Genomic DNA, 17,889 nt, shown 5'->3' with positions numbered 1-17,889 from the left:
GAAGGATTGAGAAGAGAGCAGAGTGTAGCGAGAACTGTTCATGGAACTCGCAGACCTGCTCAGATAAACGTTAGAGGAGGACAGTCGAGACGTTTGGGAGAACGAGCGCACCCCGACACCCGTCCGACGATTTGGAGTCCGTCTCCATTCGGCGGGACTATCGATCAGGGAGACGGTCGCTATCTTAGATCTGTTGGGTATCGACCGTTCTCACGGAGCGGTCTGGAACTGGGTACATACGTTCTGAAGCACAGAGCGACCCGCCGATGGCAGTGCCGTCGCGGGTTGCGGTCGACGAGAAACAAGTTGAGGTTGACGGCGAAAAGAAGCGGTTGTACGCCGCTGTCGACACCGAGTCAAAGTTGCTGCTCGAAGTTGACGTGTTCAGCCGCCGCGGGACTGACCCCGCGGTAGCGTTCCTTCATCGGCTCACGCAGAAACACGATGTTGCCGATGTAGTGTTTCTCGTCGACGTTAATGGGTATTTGCTGCCCTCTTACGTCACGGTTTGAACGGTCGGCTCGACCATCGAATCCGAAACCACATCGAAAAGTGGTTTCAGACTGTAACCATGCGAATCGACCGCTCTCACACCTTCTGACGGGGCAGTCAATCCAGCGCGAAACAGTGGCTACAATGCTTCAGACACCACTATAACCACGAACGGCCCAACCAAGCGCTCAACGGCAAAACGCCAACGGAGGTCATTCAGAACTAGATAGTCTCTTGTGGTATAATGATACAAATTTTATACTAAATGTCTGTTGAAACGCGGCTTTCGCTACCCCGCCGCTTCAGTAGCCATCGACTCGTTGTACCATCCCCGCACTGTCTCGTTAGTGACCGTTGTCGGTCGGTAACGAACCTCGTCAATCGTCCCTCGGAACCGTGCGGTCTGGTCGGCCACACCACCGACGACGAGCGGTTCGTCACTGTTCGGCAACGTGCCACGGCGGCGCTGCCCGGCGACTGCGCCATCGACGTAGAACCGGAGGTGCGTCCGGTTCGCAACGAGAACCAACTGATGCCACTCGCCATCGTCGATACGGGGGCCGTTGGCTCTGATAACCGAAGAGCCGTTACCAACCATTCCGGTCGCGCGTCCGTTCGCCATAGCTATCTGATAGCCGTCGGTCTCGCGGAACGGCGAGCGTTCGGCCTTGGAGACGATTCGCGGGAACGCGGTGTTGTTGACGTAGTCGACGGACGGGCGCGTCCGGACCCAGACAGAGAGCGTCATACCGTCGCCAGTGTCCGGGTTCAACCGACTGGAGTTCTCGACACGGACGTACTCGTCACCGTCGAAGGCCAGCGCGCGGCCCGAAACCCCGTCGGTCCACGACGCGCCGTGAACGCGTCCGTGGTTCCCGCCGCGTTCGTCGAACAGAACGTCGCCACGCCCCTCGTCGAACGACCAGTACGCGGTCGGCCGGCGTTCGGCGACGAATTCGCCGTCAACGACGTCGGACTCGGTGGCGACCGTGTCCCCGTACCGGCCGGTGTAGGGAACGGTGACGGCGTAGCGGCCGTTCATCGTCGTCGTCGCCGTGCGAGTGTACTCGAAGTCGGCACCCTCTATCGAGACGTTCGTCCGAACGCGGACCGTCTCGTTGGCCGGTCCCGACCCGGTGACGACGGCCCCGGGTACGAGAGAGAACACCGTCTGTTCCTGCCCAGCGTAGAGGGCCCGGTAGTGGGAGACCCCGTCGGTGGCCGCCGTCGCACTCCCGTAGTGCTGACCTAGTCGGACCTGTGTGGACGAGTCCGGGTAGTCGTCACCAGCGCTGTCGACGACGACGAACCGGACCCGGTGTGAGATTCGGCGATACCAGTCGGTGGGGTCCGACGACGCGGCGAAGCGACCGTAGTAGTTCCGCGCATAGTTGTAGTTCTGGGACTCGCCGCTGACGAAGTAGTTGTAGACTCGGTTTTGCCCCCACGAACTGAACACGTAGTTCTCCGGATACGTAACGTTCTGTGTCTCGGCGTACTCGTCGATCCACGTGGCGGTCTGATAGGTCGACTCGTCGGTCGCTATCTGGCTCATCTTGACCGGCGTCTGCACGAACCCGAAGCTCGAAACCAAGAGGAACAGGAAGACGGCCGATAGCGCCGTCGACCGGTCCGGGAGGCGTAGTTCGGCCGTCGTGGGACCCTCGTCGCCGAACAAGTCGAGCGGGGCCGTGATATCCAAGCGGTCAGCGAGCGCGACGAACCCGGCGCCGGCGAACACTGACAGCACGACCGAGAGGTGCGCGGCGAACCGTATCTGGAGGACCGAGAAGAGGAGAAAGTACCACGCGTAGGCACCGAGCGCCAACCACGCCGGGTCGTGTGTTCGGTAGGCGGTCACCGACGTCCGAGCCATCACTGGAAGCGCGAGGAGTATCGGGAACCCGATGATGAGCAGCGGTCCGAAGACGCTCCCGATGTCGGAGCCGAACAGCGATGTCGTCTCGGCGACGTTGCTGGCTCCGTAGCGCTGAAAGTACCCGACGAAGCGGAGAACGGTGTTCCAGAGGTCGGGGAAGTAACGCTGGAAAATGACGAGCGTCAGCAGGCCCGCGGCCCCGGACCCGGCGAAGACGACCGCCGAGGAGCGGTCGTAGCGGCGAGCGAGCGCCCCGAGTCCGACGACGAAGACGCTGCCGGTGAAAACGAAGAGCGGGGCTATCGCCCGGTACAGCGGTAACCACCCCAAGAGGACATGTATCAGGAGCGTGATCGCCGCCGACACCCCGAAGGCGAACAGAAACGGGACCGTGCTGCGAACGGTTCCCCTCTCGTTCGCGACGCCGCCCGCGACACGGAGGAGGACGTACAGTCCGAGCGGTGCGACGAGGAGAGGTGAGCCCCGCCACGACAGAATGGAGCCGACGACCCCGAGGACCAGAACCGCTCCGTAGCCGACCACTTTCGCGTCGACCGCCGCTCGAATCCGTTCTGGCGGTTCGGTGTCCGCGAGCAGCGTGATACCGAGGACGGTGACCGCGAGCCAGAGGTAGCCGAGCGCGGAGTGGTCGCCGAACCCGAGGGCCGTCCGAAAAGCGTGGGTCGGAATCACCGAGAGAAGCGCGACCGACGCTATCGCGACTCGTCGGTCACCGGTGACGTTGCGGGCGACGAGATAGACGACCGCGGCGGTAGCGACGCCGGCACAGACGGGGTACCACGCGAGAACGGCACCCATTGCGCCCTGTGTCCCGCCGAGGACAGTGCCGATGGCCCACAGCGAGACGACGAGCAACACGTCGTGGTTGGCGACGCCGTCGGGAAGTGCCGAGAGGTCGGCGACGCTGAACGGGGACAGTTGGCCCCCGGCGAGGGTATCGAGCCAGTACCGGTAGAAGTACGGGTCGTTCCCGGCGAGGACGATATTGCCGTTCCGGAACACCGCCGGGTACATCGTCACGGTACGGACCAGAAAGACGAAAACGAGGAGCCCGGAAAGCGCCAGTAACTCGGTGCGCGCGACCGGTGGGACAGAGCGAGCAAGCGTCGTGCGGAGGTCGAACGACCGGTGGGAACCGGTATCGGTCGGCTGGTCGCCGTCCAAGGCAGCCAGCACTGCCTCCCGGTCCGAGACCCGGTAGCCGGTCTCGGCCTCCGCGACGACGCCGCTGGAAACGAGTTCACCGAAGGTTCCGGAGTCGACGCCGATATCGTCGAAATCCCACGTTTGCTGTGTCCGGTCGACTTCCAAGACATCGCGTATCGCGCTTTCGAGTTCGGGTTTCTCCGACAGGAGGGCGGTGACGGTCTCCCGAACGTCATCCATGTCTGTCGGGGCGGGGGTGACGGTATTAAATGCATCGTCACTGGCACCGACGCGGCCGTCCCCGCAGTATTATAGTGGGTCGTCGGTGTAGTACGAGTCCGTGATTCGTCTCGTTGTCACCGACGTCGACGGGGTGCTGACCGACGGTCGGATAAACATCTCGGGCAGCGGTGAACTGTACAAGTCCTTCGACGTGAAAGACGGCGCGAGTCTCGCCGCGTGGGCGAACGGGGAGACCCACGTCGCCATCGTGACGGGGCGGGAGTCGGACATCGTGGCCCACCGAGCTGCCGAACTGGGCATCGAACACGTCCACCAAGGGGTGACAGACAAGCCACAGAGAGTCCGTGAGGTCATGTCCGAACTCGACGTTGACCCCGACGAGACGTGTTACGTCGGCGACGACAGGAGCGACGCGGAAGCCATGTCGGTGGTCGGGTTGAGCGCAGCGCCGGCCGACGGCGCACCCGAGGCACGGGCCGAGGCCGATATCGTCACCGACCGGGCCGGCGGCGACGGCGTCCTCCGAGAACTCCTCGGACGGTTCGAGCGCGCCGAAACGGGGGTCTTGGGCGTCATCCCGGCGCGGTACGGGTCGACCCGCTTGCCGGGGAAGCCTCTCGTTGACATCGCGGGAAAGCCGATGGTACAGCGAGTGTACGAACGCGCGTCGCAGGCAACCGAACTGGACGAACTCGTCGTCGCGACCGACGACGAGCGCATCGTCGAGTGCGTCGAGTCCTTCGGCGGGAACGCAGCGATGACATCGAGCGACCACGGCAGCGGAACCGAGCGAGTCGCAGCGGTCGCCGCGGAGCGCGACTTCGACGTAACGGTGAACGTGCAGGGCGATGAACCACTCATCGACCCGTCGGTCATCGACAGCGCCGTCCGCGGCGTGACAGCGCCGGATGTCCGTATGTGTACGCCGATAACGCCGGTCGCCGAGGAGGCGGAACTGGACGACCCCAACACCGTCAAAGTCGTGGTCGACGACGAGGGACGGGCCCTGTACTTCTCACGGTCGCGGATTCCCTCCGACGGGAGCGTCGAGAACACGTTCAAACACATCGGCCTCTACGCGTTCGACACCGGACTGCTCCAGCGGTACGTCGAGATGGAGTCGGCGCTGGAGTCGACGGAGGACCTCGAACAACTGCGACTGCTCGAGAACGGCGTTCCGATACAGACGGTCACGGTCGATTACGACAGCAAAGAGGTTAACATAAAAGACGATATAGCCACTGTCGAAGAGATACTCAGGAACAGCGAATGATGACCATCAACATCGACGACTTCGACGTCGGGAACGACGCGCCGCTCTTTCTGATCGCCGGTCCGTGTGTCATCGAGTCCGAGGACCACGCACGCCGGATGGCGAGGGAACTCAAGCAGATCTGTGACGACCGCGGGGTTGACCTGATATTCAAGTCCTCCTACGACAAGGCCAATCGGTCGTCTATCGACTCGTACCGCGGCCCGGGTATCGAACGCGGACTGGAAATTCTGGAGGGTATCAAGGAAGACTTCGGACTGCCGGTACTGACCGACGTTCACTCGCCCGAACAAGCGACTCGGGCCGGCGAGGTCGTCGACGTCCTTCAGATACCGGCGTTTCTGTCCCGGCAGACAGACTTGGTCGTCGCGGCGGGCGAGACCGGGAAGCCCCTCCACGTGAAGAAAGGGCAGTTCCTGTCGGCCGAGGAGATGACCAACGTCGTCCGGAAGGTTGAGTCGACGGGCAACGAGAAAGTCATGCTGTGTGAGCGGGGGTCGATGTTCGGGTACAACAACCTCGTCGTCGACATGCGGAACCTCGAAATGATGAAAGACATCGGGAACCCCGTCGTCCTCGACGCGACACACTCGGTTCAGCGGCCGGGCGCGAAAGGCGACGCGACCGGCGGCGACAGGCGCTTCGCGCTCCCGTTGGCACGCGCCGCCCTCGCGGTCGGCGTCGCCGGCGTCTTCGCCGAAGTCCATCACCAGCCATCGGAGGCGAAGTGCGACGCCGCGACCCAACTCAGTCTCCAGCAGTTCCGGGAACACATCGACCGACTGCTGGCGATCGACCGCGTAGTCAAGGATGACTGACGACATCATCGCGGAGACGTTCGAGCGACAGGCCAACGCCATCCAGTCGCTGCGAAACGAGGCGACGATACGGGAGATACGGCGGACGGCCGAGGAGATTCACGAGCGCGAGGGGCGGGTCGTCTTCTCGGGGATGGGCAAGTCGGGCGACATCGCCGAGAAGATGTCGTCGACGTTCTCGAGTATCGGCGTTCCCTCGTTTTTCCTGCATCCCGGCGAAGCGCTCCACGGGGACATCGGTTCCCTCAGAGGAGACGATACCATCGTGTTGATATCCAACAGCGGAAACACGGACGAGATGGTCGAGCTAGTGTCCGCGATGGAACACGTCGACCCGATGAGCATCGCAATCACCAGCGACTCGGGGTCCAAACTGGCGACGTACGCGGACCACCACATCGACACGCGCGTCGAAGCCGAGGGGTCGGTAGTCGAACTCGTTCCCATGGCCAGTGCGACGGTGACGCTCGTCGTCGGTGACGCAATCGGGAACGCGCTGATGGAACTGAAGGACTTCGACCAGAACGACTTCGCACACTACCATCCGGCGGGGACTATCGGGAAACAGCTCCTGTTGACCGTCGACGACATCATGTACACGGACGTCCCGCCTGTCTCCCCCGAGGAGACAGTGGCGCTGGCGACGGTCAAGATGAGTCGCGGCGGGAAAGGCATCGCGACGGTCGTCGACGACGGCGAGTTGGTCGGTGTCGTCACCGACGGCGACATCCGGCGGCTCATCGAGTCCGGGACCGACCTTCACGACCGGACCGCGAGCGAGGTGATGACGGCGGACCCGGTGACGGTCCGTCCGGACGCCTCGGCCATAAAGGCCCTCAACGTCCTCGAGGACAACAACATCACGCAGGTCGTCGTGGTCGACGAAGACGGCGGCTTCAGCGGCGTCGTCCACATGCACGATATCCTCCAAGAAGGGCTCAAATGAGGGCGGAAACACGCGTTTTTTATCGCTCCTTCGGATACTGACCCCATGGACATCCCCTACGCTATCCGAGCTGTGCGGGACAACTGGCGACGGCAGGAGTGGTGGGGACGGCTGTTCAACTCGTTCGTCGCCGGTGGGTACCACGAGACGTTCGGTACCAACGACGGCATGTACGTGATGGAGGCCGACTGGGACAACCTCCTCATCCTCGACGGCTGCCGCTACGACCTCTTCGAGGAGGCGGCGTCCCCGCGGCTGCCCGATGAGGGAACGCTCCGGCGAGTGGAGTCCCGGGGGACAGGGTCCCCGGAGTTTCTGGCCGAGAACTTCACCGAGGACGCCTATCCGGACACGGTGTACGTGACCGCGAACCCGTTCGTCGAGACGACGATCGACTGCGAGTTCGCACACGTAGAGCACGTCTGGCGCGACGGGTGGAACGACGACCTCGAAACGGTCGAACCGGAGACGATGATGGAGCGGACGCTGTCGCTGTTAGAGCGGTACCCCGACAAGCGCTTTATCGTCCACTTCATGCAGCCACATCACCCGTTTATCGGTGAGAAGCGCCTCAACGACGACTCGGGGTACACTATCGCGCGCAACCGTGCGATGGGAGAATCGGTCCCGGACGAGCGATTCGTCTGGGAACAGCTCAAGCGGGGCGAAGTCGATCACGAGACGGTCTGGGAGGCGTACCGCAGTAATCTCCTTCGGGTGTTGCCCGTCGCCACCGATTTGGCCGACGAGATGGGTGGAAAGTCGGTTCTCACGTCCGACCACGGCAACGCGTTCGGTGAGCGAGCCAGTCCGTTTCCGTCCCGGATATTCGGTCACGGAACCGGCGTCCGGATTCCGGCGCTCGTCGACGTTCCGTGGTGTGAACTGGAACCGGGGAGCCGGCGCGAGATAACCGACGCGACGAGCCGAGTGACCGACAGCGAGTCTGCCGCCGAGAGGGACACGATAGACGAACGCCTCCGTTCGCTCGGGTACAAGACGTAGCAGATGCGGGTCGCGATGGTCACTCCACCGGGCGACGGGTCCAACGGCATCGGTACGTACGCCGACGAGTTTCTGTCCGACATGGACGGCTGTAGCGTACAGCCGGTCACGTACGATCCCGAGAGCGCGAACCCGGTGACCTATCTCCGCCCGGTCTGGCGGCTCCTCCGCGCCGACCCGGACGTTGCACACATCCAACACGAGTACGGCCTGTTCGGACCGCTGAGCCTCATGAGTTGGCTGTTCTTTCCGGCGCTGTTTCTGGTCGCAAAGGTGCGCGGGTTCCCGGTCGTGGTGACGGTCCACGAAGCGCTCAACGCGGACCTCGTCACCGACGACGCGCCGCCGCTCGCGGGGACCTACCTCACGGCGCTCAACACGCTGCTGGTCGCGACGGCGACGACGCTCGTGTTCCTCTCGGACGGGGTCCAGCGGCGTTTCGAGGGGTGGATAGCCCCGAACGACGTGGAACGAATCCCGCACGGGGTGCCGACCGACGCGACCCGCGACATCGACCGAGAATCGGCGAAAAGCGAGTTCGGCTACGCGCCGACGGACACGCTCGTCGTCGAACCGGGGTATCTCCTCCCGCGGAAGGGGTGTCACGTCACCGTCACCGTCGCGGAACAGGCCCCGGAAACCGAGTTCCTCCTCGCGGGCGGGCCGGGTGACGAGGACTACACAGCGTCGCTACAGGCTAGCGCGCCGGACAACGTGAGTATCACTGGTCGCCTCGACGACCGGCGGTTCCACGCGGCGTTCGCGGCGGCGGACATCGTCGCGCTGCCGTACCTCGAACCGGACGACGGCTACTTCGTCAACAGGGTCGGCCAGAGCGGCATCTTCAACTGGTGTGTCGCCTACGGATGTGTCGTCGTCGCCAGCGACTGCTCGTACTTCGAGGAGTTGGCCGCCCAGTGGGACTGCGTCGCCACGGCCGACCCGTCCGACACCGAGGCGTTCGGCGGGACCGTCAGGGAACTGCTCACCGACAAGGAGCGGCGGACAGCGCTGAGAGACGAAATGCGGTCGTTTCGGGACGTGAACACGGCCGCACACGTCGCCGAGCACCACGTCGAGTGTTACCGACGGGTGACCGGTTCGTGCGGTGGGAACGCCGCCGTCTCTCGATAGTGTTAACCGTTCCTCCGGTAGAGGATGCAACAACGCATGGGTGAGGAGCGTTCCGAGGCCTACCTCTTGGCGTCCCAAGGGAGCATCAAGCTTCTCGGGCGGTTCATCGGGAAAGGGCTCGGCCTCGTCTTTCTGGCGATGGTGACCCGCCTGACGACACAGTCCACGTTCGGCATCTACACGCTCGGGCTCTCTATTGTCCTGTTCGTCAAAGAGGTCGCTAACCTGAGTCTGGACCAATCTATCGACTACTTCGTCCCGCAGTTGTTGCAGGACGGCGACTACGAGGGCGCGCGGAACGTGTTGCTCAAGGCCGGCGGCATCTCGCTTCTCAGTCTGATCGTCGGTGCCGTCGGTATCGTGATCGCCCGGGAGCAGCTGGCCACGCTGTTCAGTCAGCCGAGGCTCGTGGGCGTGTTCCCGCTGTTGGCGCTACTGTTGTTGGCTGAGGGGACGATGAGTTCGGTGGTCGCCGTGTTCAAGAGCATCAAAGACCTCCGATACGTCGTCGTCACACAGAACGTCGCGTACCCGCTCCTGCGAATCGGTGCCGTCGGGTCGCTTCTCTACGTCGGGTGGGAACTTCGCGCCCTCGTCGCCGGCCACCTGATAGCGGTCACCGGCGTCCTCGCGTTGATGTTCCTGTTGGTGTACCGCGGTATCGAGTGGGTCGGTCTCCCGGAGACGACCCGGGCCGGGCCGGACAGTCGAGGCCTATTGACGTACGCGCTACCGCTGGCCTTCGCCGGAACCCTGCAAGCCGTCATCGGTCACATCGACTATTTCGTCATCGGGTACTTCCTCGCCTCCGCGGACGTCGCGGTGTACAGAGTTGGCTTCGTACTCGGGAACACGCTCCTCATCTTCGTCTCCTCTATGCTCCCGATACTGAAGCCGATGGTGGCCGAAGTGCGGGGAGACACGCAGGCCCTCCGCCGGCAGTACAGCCTCGTGACCCGGTGGGTGTTGCTGTGTACGATTCCGGCCGCAATAACGCTCATCGCGGTCCCACGGCCGTACCTCACGCTGTTCTTTTCGGCGCAGTACACCACGGCGGCGACCGTCGTCTCGGTCATCGGGCTCGGGGTCCTACTGAACACTGCGGCCGGCCCGACGGGTGTGATTCTCGAGGGGACGGGACGAACCCGACTCGTCTCGATCAACACCGTCGTCACCGTCGTGACAAACGCGGTTCTCAACGTCGTCTTGGTACCGTGGCTCGGCATCGTCGGTGCAGCCGTCGGAACGGCTGCGAGCATGGCGATAGGGGGCGGACTGGCGCTCGCCGAAATCCGAATCATCAGGGGGATTCACCCGTACACTCGGACGTACGTCCCGGTGCTGTTGGCCGGCGTGCCCGCGACGGGGACTGCTCTCCTGTTGACGAGGTTGTTGGAGGGGACTCTCATACTGGCAGTCAGTCTGCCGGTGGGCGTCCTCGTGACGTATCTGGGCGTACTGTACCTGCTGGGCGGAGTGACCGCACACGACCGGGAGGTCCTCGCGGAGTTCGCGGACCGGGTCGGGGTCTCTATGCCGACGTAGCCTCGGTGGCCGCGCGCTGAGCGGCGCCGACCAGTCGTGCGAGCGTCCGTTCGGTGAACCCCCGAGTACCGCCGTCGACGAAGACGTTCTCGCGGACCGCGGAGACGTACCTGTCGATCCGTTCGGAGGCGATGTCTGCCGTCGTCGCCGCGTCAAGCGCGGCCGGTACCTCATCGGGAGCGGGCGCGTGGGACACGTGGGGGTGGTTGTTATACAGCGCTCGACCGAGCGTGACGACCGGTTGCTCCGCGGCGAGGGCCTGAAACCCGACGCTGCTGTTTATCGTCATCGTGACCGCCGCGTTGTCGATGACCTCGTCTATCGGGTAGTCCTTGAGCCACGTCACATCGGGGTAGGCCTGTCGGAGCGAACGGTGCCTGACCTTCCCGACATCCGAGGGGTGTTCTTTGACGACGATGTCGAGACCGGGGGCGACGTCGTCCCGCGCCCTCGTGGCGAGCCGGAGGAAATCGGCCATCGTGTCGACGTACTCGGCGTTGTACGTGACCTGCGTGTCCGACTCGACCTGAAACGGGACGAAGAGGTACGGGTCGTCCGGGAGGGTGTCGTCCCCGGGAACCGTCTGCTGACGACGGACGGCCGTCAGCAGGTCCGCTATCGTGTTCTTCGTGTGCTGCCACGCGGTCGGGTCGACCGGGGAGTAGAGCATGCATCGACCCCGGTCGGCGAGCGTCATGTCGCTCGTCGGGTGTACCCGCGTGTTGATGCCGTCGGTGTCGCCCCAGACGGGGGCGATATCGACGACCTCGTCGTACGTCAGGTCGGCGACGGTCGACCGGCAGTTCACGCCCTGCTCGTCCACCTGAATGGTGTCGGGGAGGTAGCCGTTCTCCATGTGGAGCCGCGGGATATCGCGCTCGGCCGCGGCCGAGACGCCGACGTCGACTTCGTTCCAGAACACCGCGAGGTCGATATCGAACCGGTCCAACGCGGCCACGTACCCGCCGTATTCCCGTTCGATGGCCGCCTCGTCTCGGCCGAGGTGGTCGCGGTTGAACTGTGTCACGTAGCTGTCGGACCGATCGGGGAGCGAGCGTCGGTCACCGTCATCGAACCGGACGACGTTCGTTTCCGCGCCGTGCTTGTCGAGAAACCGCACGAAGTACCGGCGCGGCTCGAAGACGTAGACCGAGTGGCCGTTCTCGCGGAGGTTGGCGGCCAGATTGTACCACAGAGAACTCAGAGAGGGGTGTCGGATGTCCGCGAGCGCGACGTTCATGTTGAACGTCAGCGCGGGGTTGCCACATGAAAGCTATGTATCGCGGGACGGGTGCCGCCGTGGGAGTGCCAACCGGGGACCGACATAGTACCTCGCTGTCGACTTTTCCTCGGGTTCCGTTCACTGTGAGGAGGATGCGGAAAGAGAAAAGCACTCAAACGTGCTCGGGACTGTAGTCAGTATGGGTACCCCAAAGAACGTCTTGTTCATCTGTGTCGACTGTCTGCGGAGTGACTTCTCGCTGGGTCAGTTCGGACGCGACATCGATCTCTTCACTACGTTTCGGGAGGAAGGGACGTGCTTTCCGGAGATGATATCCACCGCGTCCACCACGTCGCCCGCGGTAGCCAGTCTGATGACCGGGGAGTATCCCTTCGAACACGGTATCCAATCGCTGACCGACTTCAAGCTCAAAGACGATGTCGAGACGTTGGCGGAATACTTCCAATCGGCGGGGTACACGACTGTTGCACACACGTGCGGACCGATAACCGAGGAGACCGGCCTCGACACTGGCTTCGACCAATTCGACTACCGGGAACCGGAACGGACGGTCTACACGGACTGGTGGGACGAGTTCAAAACGTCGCTCGGCGAGCAGAGCGGTCCATGGTTCACCTACCTCCACCTCTGGGAGGTTCACGTCGGGAAGGACTTGCCGCCAGACGTTGGCGACGACGAACTCCCATACCGGGCCAGCGTTCGCGGGCTGGCGGAGCGACTCGAAGAGTTGCTGGATGTCGTGGACACGGACGAGACAGTCGTTGCACTCACCGGTGACCACGGCGAGAGTATCTCGACGGGGTCGAGACGGCAGCAGTTAGCGTTGCTGTCGAACAGTCCGCGGTATCCCCGACCGTCGAAATCGCTTCGTGACGCTCGGACGTGGCTGTTCGATAACGTGTGTCGGCCGTCAGGTATCGAAACGGAAAACGTCCACAACGCTCTCCGGACCTACGTCCCATCACCGTGTCCGACCGGACTCAAGTACATCGGGCACGGCTACCACGTCTACGACTTCCTCGTCAATGTCCCGTTCGCGTTGTTGGGTGGGAACATCGGCGCAGGACAGGTCGTTGACGAGCAGGTCAGACATGTCGACATCTTCCCGACGCTGGCGTCGGCCGCTGGACTGGAACCCCCCTCGGTGGAGGGGCAGTCGCTGCTGACGGACGAGATAGAGCATCGACCTGCGTACCTCCGGGCGTGTGGTGAAGTACTGCGGTCGGAGTCGAACTGGCTCGACGGCATCCGCTACGAAGGGTACAAGTTCGTCCGCGGCCGCGAGCGGAACCTGCGACAATTGTTCGACCTCACGGAGGACCCGGAGGAGCGGACCAATATAGTCGAGAAAGAGTCGGAGACGGCCGACCGACTCGAACGGCGACTTGACGAGATTATCACCGACGGCGAGGACAGCACCGGCGCGTACTCGGCTGAGGAAGAAGGCGAGATGCAAAAGCGGTTGGAGGACCTCGGCTATCTGTAGGTTATCGGTACCCGAGGTGTTCGAGGCGCTCTTTCACGTCCGCGGACCCGTCGTCGGCTGTCGCGTCTTGGGTCCCTCCGGCCTCGACTATCCGTCGGTCGTCAGTGTCGGCGACGAGCCACGGAACCCGGACGAGCGACTGGAGGTACGTCCCGGGAGGGTGGCCGTACGCTCCCAATCTACCGGTCGCGTTCCCGTGGTCGGAAGTCACGACGGTCTTCCCGTCGAGTTCCGAGAGCAATTCCGAAACGTGGGGTAAGCTAAGCTGGAGATTCTCACGATATGCTTTCCAGATCGTCTCCAAGTCGACGGTCCCGTTTTTCAGTTGCATCCAGATCTTGTCGTATTCGTCGTCGCCGAGCCCCTCCTGTTCGATGCCTGCGCCGGTTTCGCCGACGAACGGGTAGTGAGGCTGGATGAAGTGGACGATGAGACGCTTGTTGGGGTACCGCTTGTTTGCTTCGAGCGCTCGTTCCGCGACGCGGTCCGGGAGCACGGTGTCGTGCTCATCGTCCCAGTCGGACTCCCACAGCTTCAGCGTGTCATGGAAGCGGTGGCACATATTCCACCGCTCCAGTTGCGGGTTCGCAGAGACGTAGACCGTATCAGGACAGGTCCGGTCTTCGAAGTTCTTGAAGAGGAACTCTTTGGTGCTCGACCCGGCGGAGATACGGGACTCGAGTGTTCCCTTGAGGTTGTGGTGGTTCTCGAACAGGTCGTACCGGCAGCCGTCGAGAATCAGAAGCGTGTCCCAATCTTCCTCCATGACTTGGATGCCGGTCCGGCCACGGACCCCACGCTGATACCACGTATACCCAGACCGGAGGAGGCGGAGTCCCTCTTCGGCGACGAGTTCGGGGTCTTTCAGCCCGCGACTCAACTGTGCTATAGAGTACATAAGCGGGTCGTCGTACTGAATTCGTTTACGAAGTACGGTATAAAGTGTTGGGTGATTCCTGACCGGGACGTGGACACGTGAGCGGATACACCACTACACAGTACCGTGTACGAGGTGGCCACAGAAGCCGTCTACGTCCGTTTAGCCGTCCGCGAGGGTGCGTCGTCGGACGGGTCAGCCCCGAATCGCCGACCAGAGTCCGCGCTTTGTGTACAAGACGCTACGAGTCAGCAGTTCGACCGCACCGTGCTCGTCGTACACGTTGCGGGCCTGCTCGGTGAGTGGGGGTTTCGGATACCCGTGCCCGTACGTGTCGATCCAGTTCTCGGGTTGCTTTTCGACCGCTTCGAGGTCCCACTTCTCCAAGAACTGTTCGCGGGCCGTGTCGATGCGGTCCTGACCGGCCCGCATCTCCTGATAGTTCCGGTCACCACCCGGGAAGTGTCTGAAGTAGACCTGCGGACACAGACCGAACGACCACTCCGTGTTCCGACTGTGGCTCAGGTAGAAGTCCTCGTGTTCCCACTGTATTTTGAACTGCGAGTCCCACCGTTGGTCTTCGAGACAGTCGCGCTTGAACATCCCCGCGTTCTCGATCAGGTCGAACTCGACGAGCGGTGCGTCCGCGACGGACTGGACAGTCTTGGTCTCGCGGACCTCCCAAACGCAGCGGTCACCGTCTTCATAGAGGTCCTGACACTTGACCCGGATACGGCCGTCTTCGAGTAGCATTCCGCAGACGCCACCGAGGTCCGGTCTGGCTTCGAGTTGCTCGCGGAGGAGGGGGTAGTTCGCCGGGACGGTCATGTCGCTGTCGACCAACAGGAGGAAGTCCTCGGTGAGTTCGTCGACGATTCGGTTGCGGCCGTAGGCCAGTCCGGAGTCGTACTCCAAGTCGAGGATAGTCAGGTCGAATGTGAACTCGCGGGCGTAGAGCGCCTCCTTGGCCTCCGTCAGTTCGCCCCCGTCGGCGACGTACGCCGTTTCGATATCGGTGCCGTCGATGGATTCGAGAAGCGACTCCAGTTTGTCGGTCCGGGAGAGAACCTTGACACCGAGCGCGACATCGGCCATAGGGTGAAGTCCCGACACGCTCTACTAAATGTGTCGAACCGACAGATGATAGGTCTCCCCAAGTATCGAGCGTGGCCGAGGGCGTACCGGGGAGCGCGGAGGAGCATCGTTAAGTTTCCCCATCCGTTTGAGAGCGACAATGAAACGGCGGGATTACGTCAAGGGCGTCGTCGCCGGGTCCGCGCTGGCCGGGTGTGCCGCGCCGGGGTCGGTAGACAACACCGAACGGGAATCGGTGATGGGACTGGCCGACGACCCCATCAAGCCGGTCCGCGTCGGCATTATCGGGCTGGGCAATCGTGGAACGAGACTGACGCGGCTCATCCAAGCGATGTACCCCGACAAGGGCGTGGTCGACGCGATCTGTGACCTCCGTCCCGAACGCGTCGAAGCGGTCCACTCGTACTTCTCGAACAACGGCCAAGACCCGGACACATACGTCGGTGAAGGGTCGTGGCGGGAGTTGGTGGCACGCGAGGACTTGGACCTCGTCTTCGTCTTCACCGATTGGAAGACCCACGCGCCGATGTGCGTCCGGGCCATGGAGGAAGGGCACCACGTCGCGGTCGAAGTCCCGGCCGCCACCACAGTCGAGGAGTGCTGGGACCTCGTCGAGACGGCCGAGGAGACCCAGCGACACTGCATGATGCTGGAAAACGTCGTGTACGGTGAGGAAGAGCTCTGGCTGTTGAACATGGTCGACGACGGCGTCTTCGGGGAGTTGACGTTCGCCGAAGCGGGCTATCTCCACAACATCATCGACAACCTGTTCAGCGGCTATCACTACAGGTGGTGGCGGCTCAAGAACCACGTCGACAGGCGGGGGAACCTGTACCCGACACACGGTCTCGGCCCGGTCGCGATGTACATGGACATCCTCAGGGGCGACCAGTTCGACTACATCATCAGTATGAGTAGCCCGGAGACGTCGCTCACGCAACACGCCGAGACGGTGAGCGAGTCGAACCCGTTCTACGGGAGCGACGACTTCGTCCACGGCGACATGAACATGTCGCTTATCAAAACGAAGAAAGGGCGGCTCATCAATCTCCAGCATGACGTCGTCACGCACCGCCCGTACAGCCGCCTGAACACGCTCGCCGGGACGCAGGCGTACCACCGCGGATTCCCGAGCAAACTCTCGGTGAAAGGCGAAAACGACACCCACGACTGGCTCGGTTCGGACGGGTACCAAGCCTACTACGAGGAGTACAGCCACGCGCTGTGGACCGAGATGCGGTCGGTCGCCGAGGAATACGGCGGCCACGGCGGCATCGACTTCCTTGAGATGTACCGTCTCTTCGACGCGTTGAACAACGGCCGTCCGCTCGACATGGACGTCTACGACGCGGCGACGTGGTCGGTCGTCAGTCCGCTGTCGGCACAGTCCGTCAAGGGCGGTGGCACGCCCGTCGAGTTCCCGGATTTCACCCGTGGGGACTGGCAACGCGAGCGACAGAGCGAACTGCTCCGAAACCCCGCCGTCAGCGAATAGGTCCCGTCTCCGAGACGCTCCGCCGACGAGCAGGACGGGACGAACCGCGCTCCTTTTTATCTCGCGGCCGGAACAGTCTGGCGATGGACACGGAGCGGGTGGGCTTGTTGCTTCCCAGTTGGGCCCGGAACGTCTCCGGCGACCTCTGGGCCGTGGTGCTGTTCGCCCTCGCGGCGAACGGTGCCGTGTACGTCCCACCAATAGCTGGGACATCGCTACAGACAGTCTTCGGACTGGGGTTCGCGCTGTTCGTCCCCGGATACGCGTTCGCGGCTGCGCTGTTTCCGGGACGGACCAGCGACGGAGAGACGACAGGGAACCTCCTCGACGCGGGGAGCGGCCTCGAACCGGTCGAACGTCTCGTCTTCGCGTTCGGGACTAGCATCGCGTTCCTCCCGCTTGTCGGACTACTCATCAGTTCGGCGGGCCTCCAGTTCAGCGTCGCCAGCACCGTCGTCCTGCTGGACGCGCTCACTATCGGCTGTCTCGTCGCCGCGTACCTCCGACAGCGGTCGCTGCCCGCTGGGGACCGGTACCGGAACCCCTTCGTCGCCGTCCGGTCGTCGCTGTTCCCACGTCAGCGCGACGCGACGACGAGCCCGGAGCGCCTCGCAAACGTCGCCCTCGCCGTCAGCGTCATCTGCGTCGTCGCGGCACTGACCTACGGCATCGCAGTACCGGCGGACGGCGAGCAGTTCACGGAGTTCTATCTCCTCAGCGAGACGGATGACGGGGAACAGCTCATGGACGAATACTCCCAGAACCTCACGGTCGGTCAGTCGGAGCAGCTAGTAGTCGCGCTCACGAACCGCGAGGGCCAATCCGTCGACTACACCGTTGTCGTCGAGCTACAGCGGTTGAGCGGCCGTGACGCGAACGCCACACTGCTGTCGGCGGAGCGGTTACACCGGTTCGACGCGACCGTCTCGGTGGGGGACACGTGGACGCGCTCGCACTCGGTCACACCGTCGACGCCCGGCGACCAGACCCGCCTCGTGTACCTGCTGTACCACGGCGACCCGCCGGCGGAGACGACAATGGCGAACGCCGACGACGAGTTGCACCTCTGGCTGAACGTCACTGGAGCGTGAGTGAGTGTGGACAATCGTAAACTATATGACTGTTTTTCCGCAATGTATCGCTCGAACGTCGGTTGGCCGGGACAGCCACCGAATAGTCAGGGGACAGACA

Annotated in this window: 13 protein-coding genes and 1 pseudogene; 10 read left to right on the top strand and 4 right to left on the bottom strand. The window is 63.1% G+C overall.

Annotated elements, in window-relative coordinates:
* The first annotated feature begins 40 nt into the window (after positions 1 to 40).
* A pseudogene (locus ACV7JO_RS01660) lies at positions 41 to 718 on the top strand (IS6 family transposase).
* Between the two features lie 63 nt (positions 719 to 781).
* Here ACV7JO_RS01660 and ACV7JO_RS01655 read toward each other — a convergent pair.
* Positions 782 to 3,778, bottom strand: coding sequence for a LamG-like jellyroll fold domain-containing protein (locus ACV7JO_RS01655; RefSeq protein ID WP_470354606.1), 2,997 nt, complete (start codon positions 3,776 to 3,778; stop codon positions 782 to 784).
* 100 nt (positions 3,779 to 3,878) lie between these two features.
* On the opposite strand from ACV7JO_RS01655, the gene kdsB reads away from it, so the two are divergent.
* Genes kdsB through ACV7JO_RS01625 form a run of 6 tightly spaced genes read left to right on the top strand, consistent with a single transcriptional unit; the run spans position 3,879 to position 10,502 of the window.
* Positions 3,879 to 5,054 carry a 3-deoxy-manno-octulosonate cytidylyltransferase gene (kdsB, locus tag ACV7JO_RS01650; protein ID WP_470354605.1) on the top strand — a complete coding sequence of 392 codons (1,176 nt, stop codon included), beginning with the start codon at positions 3,879 to 3,881 and terminating at the stop codon, positions 5,052 to 5,054.
* Positions 5,051 to 5,872 carry a 3-deoxy-8-phosphooctulonate synthase gene (gene kdsA / locus ACV7JO_RS01645; RefSeq protein WP_470354604.1) on the top strand — a complete coding sequence of 274 codons (822 nt, stop codon included), beginning with the start codon at positions 5,051 to 5,053 and terminating at the stop codon, positions 5,870 to 5,872. Before kdsB ends, kdsA begins: the two co-directional genes overlap by 4 nt.
* Complete coding sequence (locus tag ACV7JO_RS01640) at positions 5,865 to 6,818, top strand: KpsF/GutQ family sugar-phosphate isomerase (protein WP_470354603.1); 954 nt, start codon at positions 5,865 to 5,867, stop codon at positions 6,816 to 6,818. The genes kdsA and ACV7JO_RS01640 overlap by 8 nt, the downstream gene beginning before the upstream one ends.
* 45 nt (positions 6,819 to 6,863) lie before the next feature.
* Positions 6,864 to 7,823 (top strand): hypothetical protein, encoded by a 960-nt coding sequence (locus ACV7JO_RS01635; protein WP_470354602.1) that lies wholly within the window; start codon positions 6,864 to 6,866, stop codon positions 7,821 to 7,823.
* Between the two features lie 15 nt (positions 7,824 to 7,838).
* Positions 7,839 to 8,957 (top strand): glycosyltransferase, encoded by a 1,119-nt coding sequence (locus ACV7JO_RS01630; RefSeq protein ID WP_470354601.1) that lies wholly within the window; start codon positions 7,839 to 7,841, stop codon positions 8,955 to 8,957.
* A 36-nt stretch (positions 8,958 to 8,993) separates the two neighbouring features.
* Entirely contained in the window at positions 8,994 to 10,502 is a 1,509-nt protein-coding gene (locus ACV7JO_RS01625) for an oligosaccharide flippase family protein (RefSeq protein WP_470354600.1), read from the top strand.
* Here ACV7JO_RS01625 and ACV7JO_RS01620 read toward each other — a convergent pair.
* Entirely contained in the window at positions 10,489 to 11,742 is a 1,254-nt protein-coding gene (locus ACV7JO_RS01620) for a capsular polysaccharide export protein, LipB/KpsS family (protein ID WP_470354599.1), read from the bottom strand. The genes ACV7JO_RS01625 and ACV7JO_RS01620 overlap by 14 nt on opposite strands.
* Positions 11,743 to 11,923: 181 nt before the next feature.
* Here ACV7JO_RS01620 and ACV7JO_RS01615 point away from each other — a divergent pair, with 181 nt between their 5' ends.
* Positions 11,924 to 13,231 carry a sulfatase-like hydrolase/transferase gene (locus ACV7JO_RS01615; protein ID WP_470354598.1) on the top strand — a complete coding sequence of 436 codons (1,308 nt, stop codon included), beginning with the start codon at positions 11,924 to 11,926 and terminating at the stop codon, positions 13,229 to 13,231.
* Position 13,232: 1 nt separating this feature from the next.
* On the opposite strand, the gene ACV7JO_RS01610 is transcribed toward ACV7JO_RS01615, so the two are convergent.
* Both ACV7JO_RS01610 and ACV7JO_RS01605 read right to left on the bottom strand, forming a co-directional pair.
* Positions 13,233 to 14,129 carry a hypothetical protein gene (locus tag ACV7JO_RS01610; RefSeq protein ID WP_470354597.1) on the bottom strand — a complete coding sequence of 299 codons (897 nt, stop codon included), beginning with the start codon at positions 14,127 to 14,129 and terminating at the stop codon, positions 13,233 to 13,235.
* 174 nt (positions 14,130 to 14,303) lie between these two features.
* Complete coding sequence (locus ACV7JO_RS01605) at positions 14,304 to 15,203, bottom strand: glycosyltransferase family 2 protein (RefSeq protein ID WP_470354596.1); 900 nt, start codon at positions 15,201 to 15,203, stop codon at positions 14,304 to 14,306.
* 139 nt (positions 15,204 to 15,342) lie between these two features.
* Between ACV7JO_RS01605 and ACV7JO_RS01600 the strand changes: the two genes are divergently transcribed.
* Together ACV7JO_RS01600 and ACV7JO_RS01595 are read left to right on the top strand one after the other, a co-directional pair.
* Positions 15,343 to 16,698 carry a Gfo/Idh/MocA family protein gene (locus ACV7JO_RS01600; protein WP_470354595.1) on the top strand — a complete coding sequence of 452 codons (1,356 nt, stop codon included), beginning with the start codon at positions 15,343 to 15,345 and terminating at the stop codon, positions 16,696 to 16,698.
* Between the two features lie 83 nt (positions 16,699 to 16,781).
* Complete coding sequence (locus ACV7JO_RS01595) at positions 16,782 to 17,789, top strand: DUF1616 domain-containing protein (RefSeq protein WP_470354594.1); 1,008 nt, start codon at positions 16,782 to 16,784, stop codon at positions 17,787 to 17,789.
* Positions 17,790 to 17,889 lie beyond the last annotated feature (100 nt).

Source organism: Haloarcula sp. MBLA0138 (assembly GCF_055632455.1).
The sequence above is the reverse complement of the archived record's forward strand: the minus strand, read 5'-3'. Positions and strand labels throughout refer to the sequence as shown.

Excerpts from the sequence above, each read along its gene's own strand:
- ACV7JO_RS01655 (WP_470354606.1), bottom strand. The coding sequence starts at position 3,778 with ATGGATGACGTTCGGGAGACCGTCACCGCCCTCCTGTCGGAGAAACCC.
- kdsA (WP_470354604.1), top strand. The coding sequence starts at position 5,051 with ATGATGACCATCAACATCGACGACTTCGACGTCGGGAACGACGCGCCG.
- ACV7JO_RS01640 (WP_470354603.1), top strand. The coding sequence starts at position 5,865 with ATGACTGACGACATCATCGCGGAGACGTTCGAGCGACAGGCCAACGCC.
- ACV7JO_RS01635 (WP_470354602.1), top strand. The coding sequence starts at position 6,864 with ATGGACATCCCCTACGCTATCCGAGCTGTGCGGGACAACTGGCGACGG.
- ACV7JO_RS01630 (WP_470354601.1), top strand. The coding sequence starts at position 7,839 with ATGGTCACTCCACCGGGCGACGGGTCCAACGGCATCGGTACGTACGCC.
- ACV7JO_RS01625 (WP_470354600.1), top strand. The coding sequence starts at position 8,994 with ATGGGTGAGGAGCGTTCCGAGGCCTACCTCTTGGCGTCCCAAGGGAGC.
- ACV7JO_RS01620 (WP_470354599.1), bottom strand. The coding sequence starts at position 11,742 with ATGAACGTCGCGCTCGCGGACATCCGACACCCCTCTCTGAGTTCTCTG.
- ACV7JO_RS01615 (WP_470354598.1), top strand. The coding sequence starts at position 11,924 with ATGGGTACCCCAAAGAACGTCTTGTTCATCTGTGTCGACTGTCTGCGG.
- ACV7JO_RS01610 (WP_470354597.1), bottom strand. The coding sequence starts at position 14,129 with ATGTACTCTATAGCACAGTTGAGTCGCGGGCTGAAAGACCCCGAACTC.
- ACV7JO_RS01605 (WP_470354596.1), bottom strand. The coding sequence starts at position 15,203 with ATGGCCGATGTCGCGCTCGGTGTCAAGGTTCTCTCCCGGACCGACAAA.
- ACV7JO_RS01600 (WP_470354595.1), top strand. The coding sequence starts at position 15,343 with ATGAAACGGCGGGATTACGTCAAGGGCGTCGTCGCCGGGTCCGCGCTG.
- ACV7JO_RS01595 (WP_470354594.1), top strand. The coding sequence starts at position 16,782 with ATGGACACGGAGCGGGTGGGCTTGTTGCTTCCCAGTTGGGCCCGGAAC.